Annotated in this window: 21 protein-coding genes; 9 read left to right on the forward strand and 12 right to left on the reverse strand. The window is 42.2% G+C overall.

The window, feature by feature from the left end; all coding sequences use genetic code 11:
• Window positions 1-24 precede the first annotated feature (24 nt).
• Window positions 25-1,518, forward strand: coding sequence for an SUMF1/EgtB/PvdO family nonheme iron enzyme (locus IPM71_03875; GenBank protein ID QQS51873.1), 1,494 nt, complete (start codon window positions 25-27; stop codon window positions 1,516-1,518).
• Between the two features lie 130 nt (window positions 1,519-1,648).
• Window positions 1,649-2,935 carry a UDP-N-acetylmuramoyl-tripeptide--D-alanyl-D-alanine ligase gene (locus tag IPM71_03880; GenBank protein ID QQS51874.1) on the forward strand — a complete coding sequence of 429 codons (1,287 nt, stop codon included), beginning with the start codon at window positions 1,649-1,651 and terminating at the stop codon, window positions 2,933-2,935.
• Here the strand turns inward: IPM71_03880 and IPM71_03885 are convergent.
• The gene (locus IPM71_03885; GenBank protein QQS51875.1) at window positions 2,905-3,360 is read right to left on the reverse strand and encodes a response regulator; all 456 of its coding nucleotides are present in this window, start codon (window positions 3,358-3,360) and stop codon (window positions 2,905-2,907) included. The two genes, IPM71_03880 and IPM71_03885, sit on opposite strands and share 31 nt — an antisense overlap.
• A 246-nt stretch (window positions 3,361-3,606) precedes the next feature.
• On the reverse strand, window positions 3,607-5,415 hold the full coding sequence (locus IPM71_03890; protein QQS51876.1) for a glycosyltransferase family 39 protein: 1,809 nt from the start codon (window positions 5,413-5,415) through the stop codon (window positions 3,607-3,609).
• On the opposite strand from IPM71_03890, the gene IPM71_03895 reads away from it, so the two are divergent.
• The 3 genes from IPM71_03895 (at window position 5,414) to IPM71_03905 (ending at window position 8,629) form a co-directional block, all read left to right on the forward strand.
• Window positions 5,414-6,415, forward strand: coding sequence for a hypothetical protein (locus tag IPM71_03895; GenBank protein ID QQS51877.1), 1,002 nt, complete (start codon window positions 5,414-5,416; stop codon window positions 6,413-6,415). The genes IPM71_03890 and IPM71_03895 overlap by 2 nt on opposite strands.
• 71 nt (window positions 6,416-6,486) lie before the next feature.
• The gene (locus IPM71_03900; protein QQS51878.1) at window positions 6,487-7,827 is read left to right on the forward strand and encodes a BamA/TamA family outer membrane protein; all 1,341 of its coding nucleotides are present in this window, start codon (window positions 6,487-6,489) and stop codon (window positions 7,825-7,827) included.
• A 622-nt stretch (window positions 7,828-8,449) separates the two neighbouring features.
• On the forward strand, window positions 8,450-8,629 hold the full coding sequence (locus IPM71_03905; protein ID QQS51879.1) for a hypothetical protein: 180 nt from the start codon (window positions 8,450-8,452) through the stop codon (window positions 8,627-8,629).
• Between the two features lie 522 nt (window positions 8,630-9,151).
• On the opposite strand, the gene thrH is transcribed toward IPM71_03905, so the two are convergent.
• From thrH to IPM71_03955, 10 genes are all read right to left on the reverse strand, one after another.
• Window positions 9,152-9,751, reverse strand: a complete 600-nt coding sequence (gene thrH, locus IPM71_03910) for a bifunctional phosphoserine phosphatase/homoserine phosphotransferase ThrH (protein ID QQS51880.1) — start codon at window positions 9,749-9,751, stop codon at window positions 9,152-9,154.
• An 81-nt stretch (window positions 9,752-9,832) separates the two neighbouring features.
• Window positions 9,833-11,200 (reverse strand): threonine synthase, encoded by a 1,368-nt coding sequence (gene thrC, locus IPM71_03915; GenBank protein QQS51881.1) that lies wholly within the window; start codon window positions 11,198-11,200, stop codon window positions 9,833-9,835.
• A 10-nt stretch (window positions 11,201-11,210) separates the two neighbouring features.
• Window positions 11,211-11,876 carry an HAD-IA family hydrolase gene (locus IPM71_03920; protein ID QQS51882.1) on the reverse strand — a complete coding sequence of 222 codons (666 nt, stop codon included), beginning with the start codon at window positions 11,874-11,876 and terminating at the stop codon, window positions 11,211-11,213.
• A 96-nt stretch (window positions 11,877-11,972) separates the two neighbouring features.
• Complete coding sequence (gene thrA / locus IPM71_03925; GenBank protein ID QQS51883.1) at window positions 11,973-14,402, reverse strand: bifunctional aspartate kinase/homoserine dehydrogenase I; 2,430 nt, start codon at window positions 14,400-14,402, stop codon at window positions 11,973-11,975.
• 154 nt (window positions 14,403-14,556) lie between these two features.
• The gene (gene fabD, locus IPM71_03930; GenBank protein ID QQS51884.1) at window positions 14,557-15,432 is read right to left on the reverse strand and encodes an ACP S-malonyltransferase; all 876 of its coding nucleotides are present in this window, start codon (window positions 15,430-15,432) and stop codon (window positions 14,557-14,559) included.
• Window positions 15,433-15,599: 167 nt separating this feature from the next.
• Window positions 15,600-16,019, reverse strand: a complete 420-nt coding sequence (locus tag IPM71_03935; GenBank protein QQS51885.1) for an Hsp20/alpha crystallin family protein — start codon at window positions 16,017-16,019, stop codon at window positions 15,600-15,602.
• A 70-nt stretch (window positions 16,020-16,089) separates the two neighbouring features.
• Window positions 16,090-16,527 carry an Hsp20/alpha crystallin family protein gene (locus IPM71_03940; GenBank protein ID QQS51886.1) on the reverse strand — a complete coding sequence of 146 codons (438 nt, stop codon included), beginning with the start codon at window positions 16,525-16,527 and terminating at the stop codon, window positions 16,090-16,092.
• A 298-nt stretch (window positions 16,528-16,825) separates the two neighbouring features.
• Entirely contained in the window at window positions 16,826-17,392 is a 567-nt protein-coding gene (locus IPM71_03945; GenBank protein QQS51887.1) for a YceI family protein, read from the reverse strand.
• Window positions 17,393-17,431: 39 nt separating this feature from the next.
• Window positions 17,432-18,145, reverse strand: a complete 714-nt coding sequence (locus IPM71_03950) for a pirin family protein (protein QQS51888.1) — start codon at window positions 18,143-18,145, stop codon at window positions 17,432-17,434.
• A gap of 107 nt (window positions 18,146-18,252) precedes the next feature.
• Window positions 18,253-19,158, reverse strand: coding sequence for a helix-turn-helix domain-containing protein (locus IPM71_03955; GenBank protein QQS51889.1), 906 nt, complete (start codon window positions 19,156-19,158; stop codon window positions 18,253-18,255).
• 183 nt (window positions 19,159-19,341) lie between these two features.
• Here IPM71_03955 and IPM71_03960 point away from each other — a divergent pair, with 183 nt between their 5' ends.
• Genes IPM71_03960 through IPM71_03975 form a run of 4 tightly spaced genes read left to right on the forward strand, consistent with a single transcriptional unit; the run spans window position 19,342 to window position 21,419 of the window.
• A complete protein-coding gene (locus IPM71_03960) occupies window positions 19,342-20,055 on the forward strand; it encodes an N-acetylmuramoyl-L-alanine amidase (protein QQS51890.1) in 714 nt (237 codons plus the stop codon).
• Between the two features lie 56 nt (window positions 20,056-20,111).
• Window positions 20,112-20,549, forward strand: coding sequence for a hypothetical protein (locus tag IPM71_03965; protein QQS51891.1), 438 nt, complete (start codon window positions 20,112-20,114; stop codon window positions 20,547-20,549).
• A gap of 14 nt (window positions 20,550-20,563) precedes the next feature.
• The gene (locus IPM71_03970; protein QQS51892.1) at window positions 20,564-20,962 is read left to right on the forward strand and encodes a hypothetical protein; all 399 of its coding nucleotides are present in this window, start codon (window positions 20,564-20,566) and stop codon (window positions 20,960-20,962) included.
• Window positions 20,963-20,972: 10 nt separating this feature from the next.
• On the forward strand, window positions 20,973-21,419 hold the full coding sequence (locus tag IPM71_03975) for a hypothetical protein (GenBank protein QQS51893.1): 447 nt from the start codon (window positions 20,973-20,975) through the stop codon (window positions 21,417-21,419).
• The last annotated feature ends 59 nt before the right edge of the window (window positions 21,420-21,478 follow it).

Below are 21,478 nucleotides of genomic sequence, written 5' to 3' on the forward strand. Positions count from 1 at the left end.
GTAAAGAACATAAAACGTTTTATCATGAAATTTAAGCTGTCTGCTTTTGCAATTGTTGCTATCCTGGCTGCGATTCTCACCTCATGTGGTGGTGGTAAAGGTAAAGGAGTTTCTTCTACCACTAACTGGGAATATAACGATCCGGACAATGGTGGTTTCGAAGTCATTAGTGCCATTGAGCAAGAAACAGGTCCGGGACTTGTTTTAATTCAGGGTGGTAACTTTACCATGGGACGTGTCGAACAAGATGTAATGTACGAATGGAACAACTCACCCCGTCGGGTAACTGTTTCTTCCTTTTACCTCGATGAAACAGAAGTACGCAACGTCGATTACCGTGAATACCTGCATTGGATTTCACGTGTTTTTGTCGATTACCCGCAGGTTTACCGCAATGCGTTGCCAGATTCACTGGTTTGGCGCAGAGCGATGGCTTACAACGAACCTTATGTTCAGTACTACTTCCGTCACCCCTCTTACAACGAGTATCCTGTTGTGGGAGTTAGCTGGCTTCAGGCTACCGACTATTGCGCCTGGCGTACCGACCGTGTAAATGAAATGATATTAATCCGTGAAGGAATTCTCGAAGCAGATCCTAACCAGATAAACGAAGAAAACTACAATACAGAAGCTTATCTTGCCGGACAATACGAAGGCGTTGTGCGTCAGAACCGTCCAAGTCTTGACCCCAATAAAGACTCCAGACGGGTTATGCTTGAAGACGGCATTCTTTTACCTAAATACCGCCTCCCCTCCGAAGCTGAATGGGAATTTGCTGCCCTTGCTCTTATTGGCAATTCCTACGAAGAAAGAGTATACGAACGTCGTATTTATCCATGGAATGGTCACCATTTAAGGCAGGATATGAAAGACAATCGTGGTGAAATGCGCGCCAATTATGTTCGCGGACGTGGTGATATGATGGGTGTTGCCGGCGATTTGAATGACAATGCTTCTATCCCTGGTCCGGTTAATTCATACTGGCCAAACGATTATGGCCTTTACAACATGGCTGGTAATGTGAATGAATGGGTTCAGGATGTATACCGACCACAGACTTTCGAAGAGTTTGATGAGTTTAACCCCTTCCGTGGAAACGTATTTACTCAACTAAAACGCGACGAAGAAGGCAATATAGCCGAGAAAGACAGCCTTGGCCGTTTGCAATACGTCGAAGTTCCTGAAGAAGAAGCCATTAACCGTTGGAACTACAAAAAAGCCGATTACCGTAACTACCGCGATGGCGATCATGAATCAAGCATCATTGAAGGTGGAGACTGGTATGCAGGAGCCAAAGAGCAACAAAGAGGTTCCAGCCGTATGTATAAACTAGCACCCGGCGACGAAGGTTCGCTTATTTCCGACAATACCCGTGTATACAAAGGCGGATCGTGGAGAGACAGAGCCTATTGGTTAAGCCCAGGAGCACGCCGCTATTTAGATGAGAAATCATCTCGCGACGACTTAGGATTCCGCTGTGCAATGATTCGGGTAGGTAGCCCTGCAGGACAAAAATAATATCTGCTTAATAGAATATAAAGGGTGTTTCATCGAATTGAAACACCCTTTTTTTTGCCTTTGCGGACAAAAAGAATTCGGAATAGCCACACATCATAAGTTTATTATAGACTCTATCGAACGCTAAAGCATGATTGAATTACTCCACAAAAAACTTGAAGAGGCAGACTATAAGGTTTGCACCGATTCTCGCAATATTACCCCCGGTTCGCTCTTCTTTGCTCTAAAGGGAGAACATTTCGACGGGAACCAATATGCACAAGATGCCTTGCAAAAAGGAGCTCTGGCGGTTGTAATTGACAATCCGGCATGCCATAAGGATGGTTGCATCCTTGTAAGCAATTCGCTGACTGCCTTGCAGGAACTTGCAAGAACCTATAGACAGAAACAACTTTTTAAAACTCTTGCACTTACCGGATCAAATGGAAAAACAACCACCAAGGAGTTAATTCGTGCGGTGTTAGAAAAAAAATTCAAGTGCCATGTGACGAAAGGAAATCTGAATAATCATATTGGTGTTCCTCTTACGATTCTATCGGCTCCGAAGGATACTGAAATTCTGGTAACCGAGATGGGAGCCAATCATATCGAAGAGATTGAACAACTATGCCAGATTGCACTGCCTGATATGGGGCTGATTACCAATATAGGGAAGGCACATCTCGAAGGTTTTGGCGGAGTCGAGGGCGTAATCAGGGCTAAATCTGAACTTTACCAATTCCTGATGCAAAGGAAGGGTACCATTTTTCTGCACGAAACCGATACACTTCTTAAAAGCCTGATAAAAGACTATGCAAATGTTGTTTCGTATGGCAATTCTGAATCGGCCTGTTACCTAAAACAAATCCTTGCCCGTGAAGGACTATCCATTGTTTTATCGGTCAATGGCGAAGACTACACGCTCCATACAAATTTGTTTGGCAATTACAATGTGTCCAACCTACTGGCAGCCTTGCGTATTGGTCTCTACTTCGATATACCGGTTGAGGATTGTCTTGAGGCGCTTACACTATACAAGCCTGAGAACAACCGCTCACAGTTTATACAAACCGGCAAAGGCAACAGCCTGATTGTCGATTGCTACAATGCCAATCCGAGCAGCATGCAAGCAGCGCTAGGAAGTTTCCAGAACCACCCATCAACTCACAAGATTCTGATCTTAGGCAGCATGAAAGAGCTGGGCGAGAGCTCCGAACATGAACATCTGGCTCTTCTGAATCAGGCAAGGCTTATCGATGCCGTTGAATGTTTGCTGGTAGGTGAAGAGTTTTCGATGCTTAATTTGAACAAAGAAAAATATTTTGCAGATACCCCAAGCCTAATTAATTACATTAAAAAAAGCCAGATAGAAAACAATTTGATTTTAATAAAAGGATCGAGGGCAAATCAATTGGAGCGGATAATTGAGTTTTTGTGAGGGGTCATTATTTTGAGTGCATCATCAATTTCTTTAAACAAACGAACCGGTAGCATAGGTTTGATGAGGCATTTATGAAAACCGATTTTACGGCAATATTCCTGATCCATGCGCATGACGTCGGCAGTGTATGCCATCGCAATTGTTTGAGGTTGTGAATCGAATAAACTGTTAGCCACGTCGTATCCATTGGCCATAGGCATCACAATATCGATAAGTGCCAGAGAAATAGTATGATTTTTTACAAGGTGAATGGCTTCCAGACCATTGTAGGCATGAAGAAGGTGTGCTCCGGTATTTTTAAATGATTTCTCCAGAAGAAGATGGCTATACACATCGTCGTCTGCAATTAAAAAAGTGAACCCTGTCCAATCAAACTTAACGTTGTTCAAAGCTGTAAGCATATTAAGCGACAAAAAAGTCATGCAACAATTTTGTCTGAAATAGTTTATTCATTCAGGTAACTTATAACCTGCCCATCCAACTATTTCCTTTTACCTGATACAACCCGCCACAAACAAATACTTCTACACATCAACAGGCACGGAACTGAATACACAAAAAATCATCCTGCACTTTGGGGGGTGAAATTTAGAACTATTCTTTCAACAAAACCAGATATTTTTTTTCGTTCATCAAAAAATAAATGTCAGTTGATTTCGAAAAACTAGCTACTCCTCCACTTCTAAGATAAATGCTTTGCTGTTAAAGCCAGGCAGAATGCCGTTGCTGACAATGGCCAGGTAACAACTATACTTTCCCATCATAGAAGGAGCTATGAATTTCAGATTGTAAGATAAGGTATCGCCGGGTGAAAGTGGTTCTTGAATAAAGTCGAGGTACTGCAATGGTAAAAATTTCTTTCCATTATAGAGAGCCATGCAAAACCGCGGCGATAGACCCTTGTTCTGATCAAGGAAAATGCTATCGGGTCGATTGTTCACTACTTTAACCGATATGCTCACAGAATCTGAGGCTATGGCCCCAATATCCTTTTTTTCTATCAGAACAGGAATGTTGTTGTACGAAACAAAATTATCGATTAGCCTGTAGGAATAGGACTCATTGGCAGATGTTTTTAAGCTGTCTTCAGCAGGACCCATTCCAAAAAGAATAACATCCTTACCTTGCACGCTATCGGTATAGCCCCACAGATCGAATTGATTTTTCCGGTACCAGATCATGTTGAGCGAGTGGGCAAATTCCCCCCCGGTATAAAAGCTGTATTTTGCCGGACGCTGGAAAGTGCTTGTAAATATTACCTTGCGTTCACCCGAAGCCGCCTTAATCTCTTTAGCCCAGGAGTCCCAATTATGAAATTCCTTTCCAAGGTTTATATGCGGAGGAAGAAGATCGACCACAAGCAAAATACGTGTAATCAGGAAGAGAATAAAAGTTGGAATAAAAAGAATCCTAACCCATTTTTTGGCCCTCTCCTTTGCTGCTATATTATTTACGGCAAGCAGCAAAAGTGGTATGTAACCAATGGCTGTCCAGTGTGCTTCGACATGCCCTTTAAAACTCATAAACAGAAAGAAAATAAAGAACCCGTAGAAGTTTACTTTTAGAACGCGATCGAAAGAAATTGGTGCGGATTTAGCCTTCGCCGCAAAATAAAACAACAATAAACCTATAAAAGGGCCTGCCAAAAGAACTTGCCCCACAAGGTAATTCAATGTATATTCTATTTTGTAGGCTTGCGACCTACTCACCAGATGGTACTCGAAAGTGGGGAAATTATTTTGCATTTGCCAGAAAAGATGCGGCAGCATGCCTACTGCTATCACAACCGGAATAATATAAAAGCTTCGCCGGCGCAGAATTGAAACATTGGCAGCAAGCGTGAATATTAACACAAGTACACCATGGTATTTACTGTATAACATGGCAGTTCCTGCCAAGCCAAGCAATAAGGCCAGACCATAGGTATTATACTTAAGGTATTTCTTGTAGAGGTATAAAAACAGGGCGGCAAAAAAGATAACCGGCAAATCGGGAATCGCCAGAAAGCCCCCTACATGCGAATGTATCATGACAACCGATACCAATAGCATGATGAGTGTCGAAATACTTTTGAGTGTTTCTTCGGACAATAAAAAAATCAAATAAAGAGTTCCTGCCCCCATCAGAAGGGAAAATAAACGAACGCCAAGTTCATTGGGAAAAATTGAGTAGCCAGCTTTTATGAGTAAGGCAATGAGCGGTGGGTGATCGAAATAACCCCACGCCAGGTGCTGGGCATATAACCAATAATAAGCTTCATCGTGGGCTAGTTCGGTAAAGAATGCCTGCAGCAAGTTTATTACCAGCCAGATTAACAGAAATACAAACATAACCCGGCGAGGCTGTTTAATATCATCTAACTTAAGGCCAACTTTTTCTATCATTCTGCGTATTTCTAATTCTTTAGCATAATTACTTGTTTCAAAAATAGTGTTTTTTAATTTAGCACCCTGTTTCGTTTTAATGGTTTGTAGCATGAACAAAAAATTCGTCCTCCTTCTTTTTATCGCCTTTTTTGGTTTAAAAAACCAAGCGCAAGAAATACTATGGAATGCTGGTTTCAATGGTTTTCTGGATAATCGTGAGTATTTTAACCCTTACGCAATACCGCAGACTATTTTTGGGGCGAGAACCTTTGCGAGTGTTGGCATAAAAGTCGACGACCAAAGCGAATTTCATACAGGCGTCGATTTTTTGTACGAATTTGGGTCTTCACCCGACATCCGTAACCTTCAACCTATATTGTATTACAAGTACCGCAAAGATAACAAGCAACTCTGGATGGGTGCTTTTCCACGGAATCAAGTATATCACTTGCCTTCGGTGCTGCAAAATGATACTTTCGCTTATTACAATCCATACCTCGAAGGGCTTTATTTTAATTTAAATTATAAAAATGCGTATCAGAATATCTGGATCGACTGGACATCGAGACAGACGACCGAGGTAAACGAAGCTTTTATGGCTGGCTTTTCCGGGGGGCTCAACCATCAAAAATACTTTGTCCGTTACGATTTTATGATGTCGCATGTAGCCGGAGTGGCCGAAGGACCTTCAGAAATTCGCGATAATGGTGGTCTTTTAGTGTTAGCAGGAATGAGCAAGTCCACTCCTTCATTTTTCGATACCATTACAATAGGCACTGGTTTTGCTGGTTCGTACGATAGGTATAGAACCTACTACGATTTTCGATTCGGTTATGGAAGTTATTCGGAAATATACCTGCGGCATAACAACCTTGGCTTACGCTCCACACTATCGCTTGGAACCGGGCTTAATCTTATTGCGGGAGACCGCATGTACCTTGCAGAAGCTTATAGTCGAACCGATTTCATCTATACCTTTATAAACTCCCCAAGAGTAAAGGGTTTTCTTGAATTCTCGGTACATATTCAACCAGGTGGTGTGAGGGATTACAGCCAAAAATTTCAGGTAAATATTGCCATGGGGGGAAGAAAATCCATTCAACCGGAATAAGCTTCTACACCCCATAGCTTGTTTATCTCAATCGGGTACATTATCTTTCTGTAAATAAATACCAACAGATAATGAACTACTCTTTCATCCGTCTTTCTATCATCAGCCTTATTACATGCTGGTCGGCTGCCATGGTGGCCAACGATACCCTTTCGACAGGACAAAAGACTAAATCGGGATGGAGTTTTGGAGCGATACCCGTTATTGCCTACGAAACCGATATCGGCTTAAAATATGGTGGATTGGTTAACTTTTTTCATTATGGCGATGGGGATATTTATCCCGCTTACAAGCATTCCATTTACCTCGAGTGGTCGAGAACAACCAAGGGAAGCGGAATAAACCAAATTACTTACGATTCGAAATACCTGATACCCGGTGTAAGAACCTCGGGCGAGCTGAGCTATTTAACCGAGCAAACCCTCGATTTTTATGGATTTAACGGTTACGAAGTTCTTTACGACCATGTGTACGAAGACGACAGCCCGGAAAATACGCTTTACGAATCGCGTGTTTTTTACCGCCAGGAAAGAAAGATGCTTCGGGTAAGAGCTGATTTTAGTGGCAGGTTAAAACACGACCGTGTAAATTGGATACTGGGGACGGTATTTTACGACATCAAACTCGACACCGTTGATATCAACAAACTGAACAAAGGCCAGTCGGAAGAAGAAAAACTCAGGCCTGTAAACGGTGGTCTGTTTGGTGACTACCGCGATTGGGGTGTGCTTCCGGCCCATGAATACGATGGCGGGCAGAGTACTCTGTTTAAAGCCGGGGTGGTTTTCGACAGCCGCGACAACGAACCCAACCCCATGAGAGGCATGTGGACCGAACTGCTGTTTGTGATGGATCCGGGATTTATTGGAAGCCAGAGTGCTGCTTATGGAAAGTACATCCTTACGCACCGTCAATATTTTACGCTTTTGCCCAATCGCTTATCGTTTGCCTACCGCCTGGCCTACCAGGGTAAATTGTATGGCCACACACCCTCGTACATGTTGCCCTTCCTGTTTAACAACGGCCGGTATACCGACCGCGATGGACTTGGTGGCTCGAAAACCATACGGGGCGTTTTGCGCAACAGGGTAGTAGGCGATGACATGGCTTATGGTAATTTTGAGCTTCGCTGGAAATTTTACCGCGGAGTTGTCTTTAACCAGAACCTGTACCTTGCGCTGAGTGGCTTCACCGACATGGGCATGGTTACCCGAGGCTATGAGGTAAATACCAGTAATGTCACAGAACCTGAATTTTTCCCCGACACCAAAGAAAGCCTGCACCAGAGTGTGGGGGCTGGTTTCCGTTTTGCCTTAAACGAAAATTTTATTATTGCGGTGGATTATGGAAAAGCGCTTGACAAACGCGACGGGAACACAGGTTTATACATTAACCTGAATTGGTTGTATTAAAGTTGATTGAAACATGATTTTTTGGTAAGGTGTGGTAGGATAAAGTCTTGTAATCAATTGCAAAAAATATAACAGCGTAGTGAATACTACGCTGAGAGGGGAATTATTTAAAGAAATTAATTATTAAATATTACTGTTATGGTTATTAGATCTAAAGACAATTATCTCTTTATTGTAGCTTTAATCATTTTCTTGCCTTTAGGTTACCTGCAAAATGCCTTACTTGATAGAAAATATTCTAGCTCATTGCCAAATTTATTGTTGGTACTTTTAGTTGTATTTTTTATTATTCCTTTTTGGTTGGAACACAAAAAAGAAAAAAGGGTATTCACGTATCTATCAATGCTTTTGTTTTTAGGCCTTCAAACACTTATGCTAGTATTTCCAAGCTTTCATTTATTTTTAGTTAATCGTTTTACGTTTTAAATCCCCTAACTAAGCGTAGTTTGCCGAAATAACAGGCACAACAAATAAACGAAGAGACTAAGCGTAGTTTTTACTACGCTTTTTTATTTTTGCAGCTTAAGCTCCCCACTAGCGCGCGTTTAGCTTGCGTAACGCGTGATGATTTTAGAAATAGTGCCTGTTCTTCGAAGCATAGCAAAACAAAAATCTTGTCCGTATGGCTCTGCCTGCGTACTTTTTTCTAAAATCTTTTGTTCTTTTGGCTGCCGCCCAAAAGAACCAAAAACCCACCACGGCTAAAAATCCGGCCTTGTTTCTGTCGCACCAGGCCGGCGCTTGCATGGGCCGAACAAGCCGGATTTCGCGCGAGCCGTGGACACCCTACGCACGAGGCTAAAAACACACTATTACTTAGCGAAGAGCTAGTAAAATAACTTTTATAAGTCCCGCCTGGGCATGTATACCCCGCTGATTTGGGTTTGCAACCCAAATCTTCAGAACAGAATGATTAAAAAGTAAGAGTGAATTTTAGACGGTTGTACCGTATAATGAAATGGAATAAACAGAGCCTGGCCTTTTTGTTTTACAGAAAATTCGGCACAAGCATATGCGCCAGTTGTGGTTTTCGTCTCTGCGAGGCGTTAAAAAAGTCATAACAACTAAAGAAATCTTATCGACGAAGCAGTCTGTTTTTTGTAGCATGGAAAAATAAAAACCAAAACTTTGTCCGTATGGCCCTGCCTGCGGAAACAACTACTAAATCCTAAAACTGTTGCATAATTAATAAATCCGAAGCCAAAAGATATGGATAACGGGTAATGAGATCGCTTCGTTCCTCGCGATGAGGTACCTTTTCTTAACTTAACTTAACGACATTGGATCCTCGCCAGCGTAGAGTTTCTTAAAAATTTCGAAGGTATTAAAACATCAACTCAAGCTGCAGACGCATTTCGTCGTAATCGAGTGCAACCGGAAATTCTGGATAGTCGTCTTTCACAGCCTGGGGTGGACGGTATAAAAAAGCTTTGTCGGCCTGTTCCAGCATGCTGATATCGTTGTAGGAATCGCCAAATGCAATTACCTCGTATTTCAGGCTTTGGAGAGCTTTTACTACCTGTCTCTTTGGGTCGGGTTGACGCAATTTGTAACCAATAATCATGTTGTTGGCATCAACCTCTAGTTCGTGGCAAAAAAGAGTGGGGTAATCCAGTTGTTTCATCAGCGGATCGGCAAATTCGACAAAGGTGTCGCTGACGATAATTACCCTCGATTTCGATTTTAGCCAATGAAGCATTTCAAATGCGCCATCCAGCGGTTTCAGACTGGCAATTACCTGCTGTATATCGTGCAGGGTAATGCCGTGTTCTTTGAGAATTTTAATGCGGTAAAGCATCAGTTCGTCGTAGTTTTTAATATCACGTGTAGTAAGCTTCAAGGCCTCGATACCCGTTTTTTTCGATACGTTAATCCATATTTCAGGAATCCAAACCCCTTCGAGGTCGCAGCAGATCGTGTGCATTGTATTGTTATTTTTTAAACTTCCTGCTTGATTACAGGCATGTTTCTTTAGGTTAATTTATTTTGTATGTTGAATGTATATCTAGGAATAGTGTGCTTTTAAGTATTGTTTAAAGGCCGAGTAGTTCGTATTTATTTTATCGAATCTTTCCTCTTTAGCCTCTAAATGGAGCAGGCTTTCTGGCAATTCAGGTTCGATATTCAACACATGTTGTATTTCTTGCGGAAATTTTGCCGGATGAGCGGTTTCGAGGCATACACAACATTGATTGTTGTCGATGTCCTTCTGGTTGGATAAATACTGGCGCAAGCCTTCCCAACCTACGGCTCCATGTGGTTCGAGCAATACCTGGTGTCTTTCGTACACACGGCGGATAGCCTCACGGGTATTGGCATCGTTGACGCTCACAGCAAAGAGGTCAGCCCGCAGTGTTTCAAGGTCTGGATTTTTCAGAATCTGGCCAGATGGGTTCATTTCGCCCCCATACAAGGCTACCACACGCGCCATGTTACTGGGGTGCCCCACGTTCATGGCACTCGATATGCAGGCTTTTGAAGGATTTATTGTAGCATACTTGCCTGTTTGTAAATACAGGGGTACCTCGTCGTTGTCGTTGGTGGCCACCACAAATTTCTTCACTGGCAAGCCCATCTGTTTGGCGAGCAATCCTCCCATCAGGTCGCCGAAATTTCCGGAGGGTACTGAAAATACTATTTCTTCGTTTTGGCTTATCCGGCAGAGTCTTGAATAGGCCCAGAAATAATAAACCGATTGCGGCAATAAACGGCCAATGTTGATGGAATTTGCCGAAGAAAGGTTCAGATATTCAAGTTCTTTGTCGTTAAAAGCATCTTTTACCAGCGCCTGGCAATCGTCGAATTTACCATCGAGGGCGAGTATGCTAACATTGCCATGCAGGGTAGTCATTTGCTTGCGCTGGCGCTCGGTTACTTCCTTTTCAGGAAATAGAATGCAAATTTCTATTCGTTCAAGACCATGGAAGGCATTGGCCATGGCACTACCCGTATCGCCCGAAGTGGCAGTGAGGATAAGCAGATGTTTTCCCGATTTTTCGAGGTAATATTCCATCAATTGCCCCATCATGCGGGCAGCAAAGTCTTTAAAAGATGCAGTAGGTCCCTGATCGAGCCGCATAATGTATTTACGGTCGTAAACTTTTTCGAGTGGAACCTCGAAATTGTAAGCTTCGCGCGTCATACGAGCCAGTTCATCCGCAGGAATCTCCTGATGCAGGAATTTATTCAAGACCTCAAACGCAATTTGGTGGTAATCCATTTGTGCAAAGCGGTCAATCTCAGCGCGGCTAAGCTGGGGAATGTGCTGTGGCATGTAAAGCCCACCGTCAGGAGCAAGTCCTTTGAGAAGTGCTTCGCCGAAATTAACTGCTGGAGCTTTTAAACTAGTGGATGAATATAGAATGTTGGGCATGAAATTATTTTTAATGATGATTTTGAAGCAATTCGAACTCGGCTTCTCCGAAGTTTTTTAACGATTCTATTTTTAGATTGGCAAAATTATAGCGAGTATCGTCGATTTGACCTTCGTCGAGCAAAACAACAGCCTTCATTCGTGCCGATTTGGCTGCCAACAAACCATTGAACGAATCTTCGAAAGCGAGGGAAAATATGGGGTCAATTTTTAGTTTCTTGCAGGCCGAAATGAAAATGCCCGGATGAGGTTTGCCATAGCGTTCGAAATCGCCCGAATAAATTAATTTGAAATATTTATTCAGATTAAATTTGTCAGTTACGCTGCGAATGTGCGCCATGGAAGAGGCCGAAGCAATTCCGAGAGGAAGTTTTTTATGGTTGAAAAAATCAAGAATTTCCATTGCGCCCTCTTTTAGTTCTCCCTTTTCTTTTAGCAAGCTGATTACACGCTGATTAAGCTCCTGGGTAATCAAGCCAATTTCTTTGGTAGGATGGGAGATTTTATCGTACCAGTGCTTCACGGCTTCTACAGAGGGCAGACCTTTTGTTTGCTGACAATCGGCATGGGTAAGGTTAAGCCCTTGTTCTTTAAAAACCTCAATTTCGGCTTCCTGCCACAAAGGCTCGGAGTTTACCAGCGTTCCATCCAGATCAAATAATATTCCTTGTATCATACTAAAACTAATATAAACATTAGAGTTTAACCCAACTTGCGGTTGATAAAAATTTATTCCTTTTACTTAGTTCGAATTATTTTAACTATTACAATGTTAAATATTGGCAACCCTTATAACATCAGCAAAAACCCCTGCTGCCGTAACATCGGCGCCAGCACCATAACCTCGTATCATCATAGGCGCATCTTTATAACGCTCAGTAGTTAAAAGCAGTATGTTGTTGCTGCCCTCTAGCGGATAAGCAGGATGAAACATATCTACTTCATGCAGCCCGACTTCAGCAACGCCACAATTAAGGCTTGCAATAAAGCGCCATTTAAGCCCTTTGGCCGATAATTCTTTTCGTTTGTTTTCAAATTCTTTGTCGAAATCGGCCACCTTGTGCCAAAAGGTATCAATTGAACCTTCAAAGCAATCGGCAGGCAAAAAAGCATTCACTTTTACATCGCGCTGCTCAATCGGGTAACCTGCTTCGCGGGCTAGAATTACGAGTTTGCGCACAACATCGATACCGCTCAGGTCGATTCGAGGGTCTGGTTCGCTATATCCCTTTTCTTTTGCCATGCGAATAGCTGCGCTTAAACTTACTTCTTCGCTGAGCACATTAAACAAGAAGTTGAGTGTGCCGGAAAGAACCGCTTCGAGCTTGAGAATTTTATCGCCACTACGAATGAGGTCGTTGATGGTATTAATGATAGGCAAACCTGCACCCACATTGGTTTCGTACATGAATTTAACATTGTTGTGCAGGGCGGTTTTTTTGAGCTCCTTGTATTCAGCATAGTCCGATGAGCAGGCTACCTTGTTGGCTGTGACCAGCGAAACGTAAGAGTCCAGTACTTTTTTGTACACTTTAGCCACATTTTCATCCGCAGTGCAATCGACAAACACACTGTTGCGTAGGTTCAGTTCACGTATGGCCTCCACAAATTTATTCAGGTTGGCTGTATCCCCCTGTTCAATTTCAGCGAGGTAATTCTCCAGATTAACACCTTCGGGGTTGATGACCATTTTGCGCGAGCGGCTGATACCAATTACATTCACCTTTAATTTGTGTTCTTGCAGCAAATGATTGCGCTGTTGTTTTATCTGTTGTAAAAAGCTACCTCCTACCGTGCCGGTGCCCACTACATAAAGATTAAGGTCTTTGAAATTACTCAGAAAAAATCCTTCGTGAATGACGTTGAGTGCTTTGCGAAGTAGCTTTTTGCGAATTACAACCGAAATATTCAATTCCGATGAGCCCTGCGCTGTGGCAATTACGCTAATACCATTGCGTCCAAGTGCATGAAAGAGGGTAGCCGAAACGCCGGGTACATTCTTCATACCCTCGCCTACAATGGCAATAATGGAAAGATCTTTTTCTACCAAAATATTCACCTCGTTTCGCAGGTGTATTTCCTTTTCGAATTCAATCTCAATTGATTTCACTGCCTTTTCGGTATCACGTGGCGATATGGAAAAAGTGATGGAATATTCGGACGAAGCTTGAGTGATAAGGATAATATTAATGTCGGCATGTGCCATGGCGCTGAACAGGCGAGAGGAAGTGCCTTTTGTTCCTACCATGCCTGGTCCCTGCAGGGTTATCAAGTCGATGTCGTCGATAGACGAAATTCCTTTCACCGGAGCGTCAATCAGGGGTGATTCTGGTTTATCAGAAATCAAAGTGCCAACAGATTCGGGATTGAATGTGTTTTTAATCAGTATGGGTATCTTCTTTTGGAAGGTTGGTTGAATGGTTGGAGCATAAATAACCTTGGCACCAAAATGCGATAACTCCATAGCTTCGGCATAAGTCATATGCTGAATGGGAAGTGCTTTACTAACTTTGCGTGGGTCGGCAGTCATAAACCCATCTACATCGGTCCATATCTCGAGCCTTTTTGCATGGAGGGCTGCAGCATAAATGGCAGCTGAAAAGTCAGAACCACCACGACCGATGGTAGTTGTGGCGCCCGATGCATCGGAGGCAATGAATCCAGGCACGATACACACTCCTTTAAATCCGGAAAATTCTTTTTGAATAAGAGTGAAAGTAGTCTCAAAATCAATACGTGCCGCACCAAACTGGCTATTGGTTTTAATTAGAGTACGTGAGTCGGAATAACTTGCATCACTGAACGATTTGCAGATAAGGGTGGATGAAAGTAATTCGCCAAAACTCAATATCCGGTCGTGTATTTTTGGTGTCAGATCGTTTAATCTGTATACGCCTTCTAAAAGGTTTTTTAGTTCGTCGAGCAGGGGCTGTAGGCTTAAAAGTACATGGTTTTGCTCTTTCGGGGCATGGTTTTGTTTGACGGAATTGTGGTATATTTCGGCAATCTGATTCAAAAGTTCGCTGTATCGAATATCTTTTGACGAGGCCAGACTGGTAGCTTCTTCGAGTAGATTAGTAACGTTATGAAAGGCCGAAACCACTATAATTATGGGTTTTGGATAAGATGCGATAATCTTTTCTATTTGCCTGAGACCTTCCGGCGACTCGACCGATGAACCACCGAACTTAAGTACAATCATGATGTGCGCTGTTAATATGGATTGGTATCGAAAAGGCTATAATTGATATTTATCATAAAGCTGCGAAAATACACAATATTGCCAAAAAACGCCCAGTCTAAATGAAAAATGGGGACATTGGCCCCCATTTCATGCTTTTCAATTCTAAAGTTTGCTAAGCGCTTTCGGCCGGGATGTTACGGTCTACTTTTTTAATGAGGCCTTGTAAGACTTTTCCAGGTCCCACCTCCGTGAACGAAGTAGCTCCATCGGATAACATGTTTTTTACTGTTTGTGTCCATTTTACCGGCGCTGTAAGCTGAGTTTTTAGGTTTTCCTTAATAGCTTCCCGCTCCGAAACGGCCGTAGCTGTTACGTTTTGGTAAATGGGGCATACAGGTTTTTTAAATTCTGTATTGTCAATGGCTGCAGCAAGTTCCACTTTTGCAGGGTCCATTAAGGGTGAATGGAAAGCACCACCTACGGGTAATTTCAATGCCCTTTTTGCCCCCAGAGCTGTAAGTTTTTCACATGCAATGTCTATGCCCGCATTGGTACCCGAAATTACAAGCTGACCCGGACTGTTGTAATTGGCACATACAACCACCTCGTCAATTTCTTCACATACTTTTTCAACAATTTCGTCATCGAGACCTAAAATCGCTGCCATTGTAGATGGGTTTAATTCGCAGGCTTTTTGCATGGCATAAGCACGGGCGGCCACCAGTTTTAATCCATCTTCGAAAGAAAGTGCTCCTGCGGCTACCAGGGCAGAAAATTCGCCCAGGGAGTGTCCTGCCACCATTTCGGGCCGAAAGCTGTCGCCTAGCGTTTTAGCCAGAATTACTGAATGAAGAAAGATTGCAGGTTGTGTTACCTTGGTTTGTTTGAGGTCTTCGTCGGTACCGGCAAACATAAGGTCGGTAATGTTAAATCCTAAAATTGAGTTGGCCTGATCAAACAATTTTTTGGCTAAAGGTGAAGATTCGTACAAATCTTTTCCCATACCTACAAATTGCGCTCCCTGTCCGGGAAAAACATATGCCTTCATATTTTTATGGTTATATATTAAGGTTGCAAAGGTAGAAAAGTAGTTCGAAGATAAAAGAAGATTCCTTCTGCAATTTTGAGAGAGGCATGTTGATGTGCCGGGCATTATAAAAAACACCCGCCTATTTAAAGATCAGGCGGGTGTTTCGATTGGCAAGGGCCTTGTGTTTATGCGATTTCGATTTCCTGTACCGGAATTTCAACTTTGGCTTTTTTCGGAATTGAAATACTAAGAATTCCATTCTGGTGCAGTGCTTCTATTTTGTCAGTTTCAACGTGTTCTGGCAAAAGAAAGCTGCGACTAAAAGTTCCTTTTTGGTACTCGTGGCGTAAATAGTTCAACTTATTTTCTGTGTTTTGTTCTTTGTTATCCAAAGAGGCTATAGTGAGTTCATTTTTATCTACCGAAACCTTTATTTCTGATTTTTCAAATCCAGGAACAAGGATTTCGATAAGATAATTTTTTTCGGTTTCGCTGATATTTACTTTTTGAGTAAAGTTTTCAGTCTTCCCTCCGCAATATTCATCGCGGTAAATGTTGCTCAGGAAAACGGGGTTACTACGGTAAGTTCTTACAATTGGTATCATGTGTATATGTATTAAATTGTTATTAAAATTGTTTGTTTTTAATCTGACGCACCTCTTATTGGCTTGTTGGTTAGTTAACTTTTATTTCAATGGCTTTTTTTACTTTTTCCTCGCTTTTAGGGAGGCTGATAGTGAGCACGCCATTTTTATGAACAGCTTTGATTTTCTCTGCATTGGTGCCTTCGGGGAGTCTGAAAGAACGGCTGAACGATGAATAGTTAAATTCTCTGCGAATGAAATCAGCATTCTTTTCTTCCCTTTTTCCCTCAAGAGTCGATGCAATGGTAAGTACGTCTTTGTCTACACTTACCTTAAAATCTTTTTTGTCTAAACCGGGTGCGGCTACTTCAATAAGGTATTCACGTTCGGTTTCTTCCACGTTCACAGCTGGCATGTTGCTATGCTTCTGCTCATTGTTCCAGCTTGTGTGCATTGGCCAGAAACTATCGTTGAAAAAGCTATTCAGAAAGTTTGCCGGCATGGTGGTGTTTTTTCGTGTGGCTAACATGGTTCTTTCCTCCTATTATTTTGTTTGTAATTTGTTTTTTGTTTCGTGACAAACATTTTTCAATTTGTATACCACTCTACAAAACAAGTCATTATGGCATATAAATATTTAAAATAACGCCATAATGGCATAAAAGATTCAATTATTTATCTGCTGAATACAGATTCGTCTTAAAAAAGAATGAAAAGTGACCGATTCATATCTCTGCCTATCGGCTTGTGATAAATAAAAAAGCAAGACCGGAACAAGCTGTTCCAAATCTTGCTTTTCGCAAAACTAAAAGTTTATGTACTGGCTGTTAGAGTGTTGTAATGGCTACATCGAGGGTAAATATATCGTCGATGGTATTGTCGCCAAGGTTATCGAAAAATTTTCCCGATCCATAGCGGATATCATACAGTGTGCGGTCTACATTCACAGTTGCGGTATAGGTCTTTCCCGATTGCTTTACATCAAAACTTACTGGGTGTGTCATTCCTTTTATGGTGAGTTTTCCTTTTACCTGAGCAACACCATTGCTAAATTTTGTTGCACTGGATATTACAAGAGTAGCAGTTTTAAAATTGCTTGTGCTGAAGAAATCATCGGAATTGAGGTGACCAACCAGTTTTTCGTTCCATTCGCCAGTAAGGTCGGTACAGGTAATTGTGGTCATATCAATGACAAATGTGCCACTGGTAATCTGATTTTCGGCAATTTTCATACTGCCATCTTTCAGGCTGATTTGCCCATTGTGGGCACCACCAATCTTTTTACCGGTCCATTTCAGACTCGATTTGGAGAGGTCAACTTTCAGGTCCTGGGCAAATGCGCTGGTTCCGATCAGGAATGCTGCCAATAAGATTGAATTTGCAAATGTTTTCATGTTCTTTAATTTTTGGTTTTTATTTATAAAAAGTGTATATCAGTCCGATTTCATCGGTATTTCCATGTTGATAATATATGCATCTGTTTCGGCCTCGATCCTGAAGCTTCCGGTATCCCATAATCCTAATCCATCGCGGCTTTCAAGAGGAATTTCTCCAAGCCTTACATTACCTTCCACGATAAAAAGGTAACAGCCATTTCGCGAACTGTTTAATTTATATTCAGAAGATTTTCCTGCCGACAGAAATGTGCGCGATATATACGCATTTTGATAAATATTTAAGGATTCTGACCCCATGGGTCCTACAAGACTTTGCCAGGTGTTTTTTGCCAATTCTGGATTAAAAGCACGTTGGTCATAGCGTGGAGCTATGTGATATTTATTGGGGTGAATCCAAAGCTGCAAAAAGTTGGATGCTGATTCGGAACTACCGTTGTATTCTTCATGAAACAATCCTTTCCCTGCGCTCATTACCTGAACTTCGCCGGCATGCAACACTTGCTCGTGACCCATTGAATCGCGGTGAAGCAGGTATCCCGTAATAGGAATGGTAATAATCTCCATGTTGTCATGCGGGTGTTTTCCAAATCCTTCCGAGGGTTGAACAATGTCATCGTTGAGCACCCTCAGGGCTCCGAAGCTAATGCGGTCGGGATTATAATAACGGGCAAAACTAAACGTATGCCTCGTATCGAGCCATCCGTAATTAAAGTGGCCTCTGCTGTCCGATTTGTGAAATACATGTTTCATTTTCATTTTTCTTTCAGAACAAAGGTATAGCCAAAACCAAATGGCATCAATGGAAAAATCGGAACAATAGATGTAAAAACCCCGACAACTTGAATTGAATCATTCTTTTAATTGGTGCCTGCCATGCTTTTTTCGAGCGAACTACGGAAATCGGAAAAAGACTCCCCATGGCTGGTACTGAAAAATTTACTAAAATGTGAAGGGTCATCGAAACCTAGTCTGAAAGCAATTTCTTTGTTACTTAGGTCGGTATGCAGACCCATGCGTTTGGCTTCAAGAATAATTCTTTCCTGAATAAACTCTTTGGCAGTTTTGCCAATCGATGCTTTTACCACATTATTCAGGTAGTCAGAAGTGATGTGGAGCTTTGAAGCATATTCCGAAACTTTGTGCCATTGATGAAAGTATTGCTCGACCAAAGCTTTAAACGATTTTAGAATGATACGCCCTGATTGCAGGGTTTGTGTATTGTTAGTAGCCAGTTGTGGTGCCATTTTATTGCATTCAATCAGAAATAGCTTAAGATAGGCGCCAAGACTTTCTGATTTGTAACGGTCATCGCTGTTAAAAGAATTTCTCATTTGGCTGGCAATCTCATGCAATCGGTTGGAAGAATTTTTATCCAGCTTAAGTGGCGGAGTATCGGCAGTTTCGGAAAACAAACCCAGGTTTGATATAAATTCTTCGGGTATGTTATTTTGTTGTAAAAATTCGCGAGTGAACATAATTACCAATCCTTCCGGCTCACCAAAGGTAATTACCTGGTGAACCTGTCCGGGGTTCACAAAAAAAATTAGGTGAGGGGTAATCAAGTGTTCGCGGTAGTCGATAAAATGCTGGCCGCAGGCTTTGCTGGCCCAAAGAATGGTGAAATAGTTGTGCCGGTGAGGTAAGTCTGGTTTATTCCCCTGGCGCGCATGAATTTCTTCCATTGTCCGCAGGGCAAAGTCTACTTTATGGTTTTCGTGCTGTAAGTCGAAAGCCGGAATCGAAATCTGGTTGTTCTGGTACATTTAGATTTATTTGCCAATACATTAACAAAAAATACAACGAATAGGTTGATTGCTTAAGTAGTTTTCTATTTTTCTTTCCGGATTTTATTTCCAATCATCAAAAAGCTGTTGTAATAAAAACTATAATTATCTAACTTACCACACCTTAAGGAATCTTACCAACACAAACCTACTTCAAAAAAAATGAACATTAAAAACATGATTGCCGACCTTGAATGGCATGCTACACGCCGTTGGTCGGTCAGAGAGCTCAGCCGTGTGAATAAAATAATCATTCACCAGGAGCTGGGCGAAAGCCCCATCGAGGCAGTAAACCGCTACCACATCCGGCCCAACCACATTTCGCCGCAAGGTTGCCCGCATTTCTGCTACCATTATGGTATCAGCAAAGAAGGCGAAGTGACTCAGGCGAATGAGCTTTCGGCCATTACCTGGCATACCAGTGGGCAAAATGCAGTTTCAATCGGTATTATGTTAGTTGGAAACTTTGCAGGACCCGGCCACTCGGTGGGTACTTCTGAACCCAAACCGGAGCAAATGAATGCTCTTGCTGAACTTGTGAGTTACCTTCAAAATGCCTTTAAACTAACGAATCAGGATGTGTACGGGCACTACCACTTCGGAAAGCCTGCCTGCCCGGGTTATATCGTACAGGAATGGATTGAGAGCTACCGCAACAACATAGCTGAAACGAACTCGACCCCACAAGTGGACAAAACAGTGAAAGAAATACAGAAACGTCTCAACCAGCTGGGCTATGCAAGTGGCAAGGCCGATGGAGTTATTGGAGTGAATACCCTTGCTGCTATCCGTAAATTTCAGTCCGATAATCAATTGGAGGTAGATGGCATTGTAGGGCCCCAAACCTGGAAACGCCTTTTAGTCCTCACAGCCTGAGCGAATGAAAAGGACCTGCAGATCGAATCGATATTAAAACAACTAAATCAACCAACATGCAACAAGAGAAAGAGTTTTATACCCTTGGAGAACAGGGCTTCTGGAACAAATTTTTGTCGAAATTCCTGTTTAGCATTATCAGTGTGAAAGTATGGGGTCTGGTTACCAGTATGGGAATTTCTACCTGGCTCTTACTTATTCATAAAAACAATGTACCTTACGAGATAGGCGAAAATGTGTTTGAGCGTGGTATTAACGGTGCGCAATGGGTTACTTTTAATACCACCATTTGGGCCCTTATTTTTGGCATGAAAGAAGTATACCGTATTACAGAACGAAAAGACAAAGCCGAAATAGAAGCTCTGGACAAACAAGCACAGAGCAAACAAGTACTTACAACCATTTTGGCCGATTCGAAGAATGCAACAACAAACAATTCGAGGTTTAGGCCCGATGGAACCGAAGTTGTAGGTGACGAACCCGACAGCAAATAATAAGGAGCAAAGCCATGTCGAAAACCGTAAAGTATATACTTATAATTGCCCTGATTCTGGGGGCTATGTCGCTTTTAGTTTTTAGCGACAAAATTGGGCTGGGGTCAATTGTGGCTGGTGCAGCTGGTTTCTTTGCTGCTGTAAAAGCCAAGCTGTTTCAGACCGAACCTCTCTCGCAACGTATCCAGAGCATAGAATCGGAGCATGCTGTAAAGCGGGCCGATTGGGACCAGGTAAAAGCTGATTTTGATAATCAGTTCCGGGCCATGAAAGCCCGCATGGATTACCTCGATTACCGCTCGGCCAAACTTACCGAGCAGATTAGCAAACTGGACGAATCGGAAAGGGAAGCACTTAAGAAGAACAGCAACCTATCCGATGCCGAAATACTCGACCGCCTGAATAACCTATAAATTCATTTCAATGAGAAATTTTATTCTGTTTTTCCTTCTATTACCCTTATGGAGCTTAAATGCGCAGCAACCCACTACGGGTAAGCTTAATCCGGGCGAGACATATACAAACCAGTCGGGCGAGGTAGTTTTTTACATGCCACGGGCTAAGGTTATTAAGTTGCTCGATTACCAAACCAAAGCAGAGTTCGACTCCATGCGCGTGGAACAATACAAAGAACTGGTTAAAAACATGCAGCTTAGAATTGTTGAAACTGACAGTGCAGTGAGCTTACGAAATTATGAAGCCAGTTATTGGAAAATGCAACTCGAAAACAACGACCGCGAACTGGAAAAAGTGCGCATTGATAAAGAAACTTTGCATTACGAAAACATGCAGCTAAGAAAATCGCGTTTTTATTTTTTATTGGGAGGAATAGTGGCGACAAGTGTATTGTTTGTTGTGGCCGGGCAATAGGCCAATAATAATAAATCTTTTTTGTAGTAAATTCGATATAAGGCTAGTCTGGCACCAAC

Source organism: Bacteroidota bacterium (genome assembly GCA_016699695.1).
GTDB lineage: Bacteria > Bacteroidota > Bacteroidia > Bacteroidales > UBA10428 > UBA10428.

Bases quoted from the DNA above. Each gene is read 5' to 3' on its own strand.
- IPM71_03875 (QQS51873.1), top strand. From the start codon at position 25: ATGAAATTTAAGCTGTCTGCTTTTGCAATTGTTGCTATCCTGGCTGCG.
- IPM71_03880 (QQS51874.1), top strand. From the start codon at position 1,649: ATGATTGAATTACTCCACAAAAAACTTGAAGAGGCAGACTATAAGGTT.
- IPM71_03885 (QQS51875.1), bottom strand. From the start codon at position 3,360: ATGACTTTTTTGTCGCTTAATATGCTTACAGCTTTGAACAACGTTAAG.
- IPM71_03895 (QQS51877.1), top strand. From the start codon at position 5,414: ATGAACAAAAAATTCGTCCTCCTTCTTTTTATCGCCTTTTTTGGTTTA.
- IPM71_03890 (QQS51876.1), bottom strand. From the start codon at position 5,415: ATGCTACAAACCATTAAAACGAAACAGGGTGCTAAATTAAAAAACACT.
- IPM71_03900 (QQS51878.1), top strand. From the start codon at position 6,487: ATGAACTACTCTTTCATCCGTCTTTCTATCATCAGCCTTATTACATGC.
- IPM71_03905 (QQS51879.1), top strand. From the start codon at position 8,450: ATGGCTCTGCCTGCGTACTTTTTTCTAAAATCTTTTGTTCTTTTGGCT.
- thrH (QQS51880.1), bottom strand. From the start codon at position 9,751: ATGCACACGATCTGCTGCGACCTCGAAGGGGTTTGGATTCCTGAAATA.
- thrC (QQS51881.1), bottom strand. From the start codon at position 11,200: ATGCCCAACATTCTATATTCATCCACTAGTTTAAAAGCTCCAGCAGTT.
- IPM71_03920 (QQS51882.1), bottom strand. From the start codon at position 11,876: ATGATACAAGGAATATTATTTGATCTGGATGGAACGCTGGTAAACTCC.
- thrA (QQS51883.1), bottom strand. From the start codon at position 14,402: ATGATTGTACTTAAGTTCGGTGGTTCATCGGTCGAGTCGCCGGAAGGT.
- fabD (QQS51884.1), bottom strand. From the start codon at position 15,432: ATGAAGGCATATGTTTTTCCCGGACAGGGAGCGCAATTTGTAGGTATG.
- IPM71_03935 (QQS51885.1), bottom strand. From the start codon at position 16,019: ATGATACCAATTGTAAGAACTTACCGTAGTAACCCCGTTTTCCTGAGC.
- IPM71_03940 (QQS51886.1), bottom strand. From the start codon at position 16,527: ATGTTAGCCACACGAAAAAACACCACCATGCCGGCAAACTTTCTGAAT.
- IPM71_03945 (QQS51887.1), bottom strand. From the start codon at position 17,392: ATGAAAACATTTGCAAATTCAATCTTATTGGCAGCATTCCTGATCGGA.
- IPM71_03950 (QQS51888.1), bottom strand. From the start codon at position 18,145: ATGAAACATGTATTTCACAAATCGGACAGCAGAGGCCACTTTAATTAC.
- IPM71_03955 (QQS51889.1), bottom strand. From the start codon at position 19,158: ATGTACCAGAACAACCAGATTTCGATTCCGGCTTTCGACTTACAGCAC.
- IPM71_03960 (QQS51890.1), top strand. From the start codon at position 19,342: ATGAACATTAAAAACATGATTGCCGACCTTGAATGGCATGCTACACGC.
- IPM71_03965 (QQS51891.1), top strand. From the start codon at position 20,112: ATGCAACAAGAGAAAGAGTTTTATACCCTTGGAGAACAGGGCTTCTGG.
- IPM71_03970 (QQS51892.1), top strand. From the start codon at position 20,564: ATGTCGAAAACCGTAAAGTATATACTTATAATTGCCCTGATTCTGGGG.
- IPM71_03975 (QQS51893.1), top strand. From the start codon at position 20,973: ATGAGAAATTTTATTCTGTTTTTCCTTCTATTACCCTTATGGAGCTTA.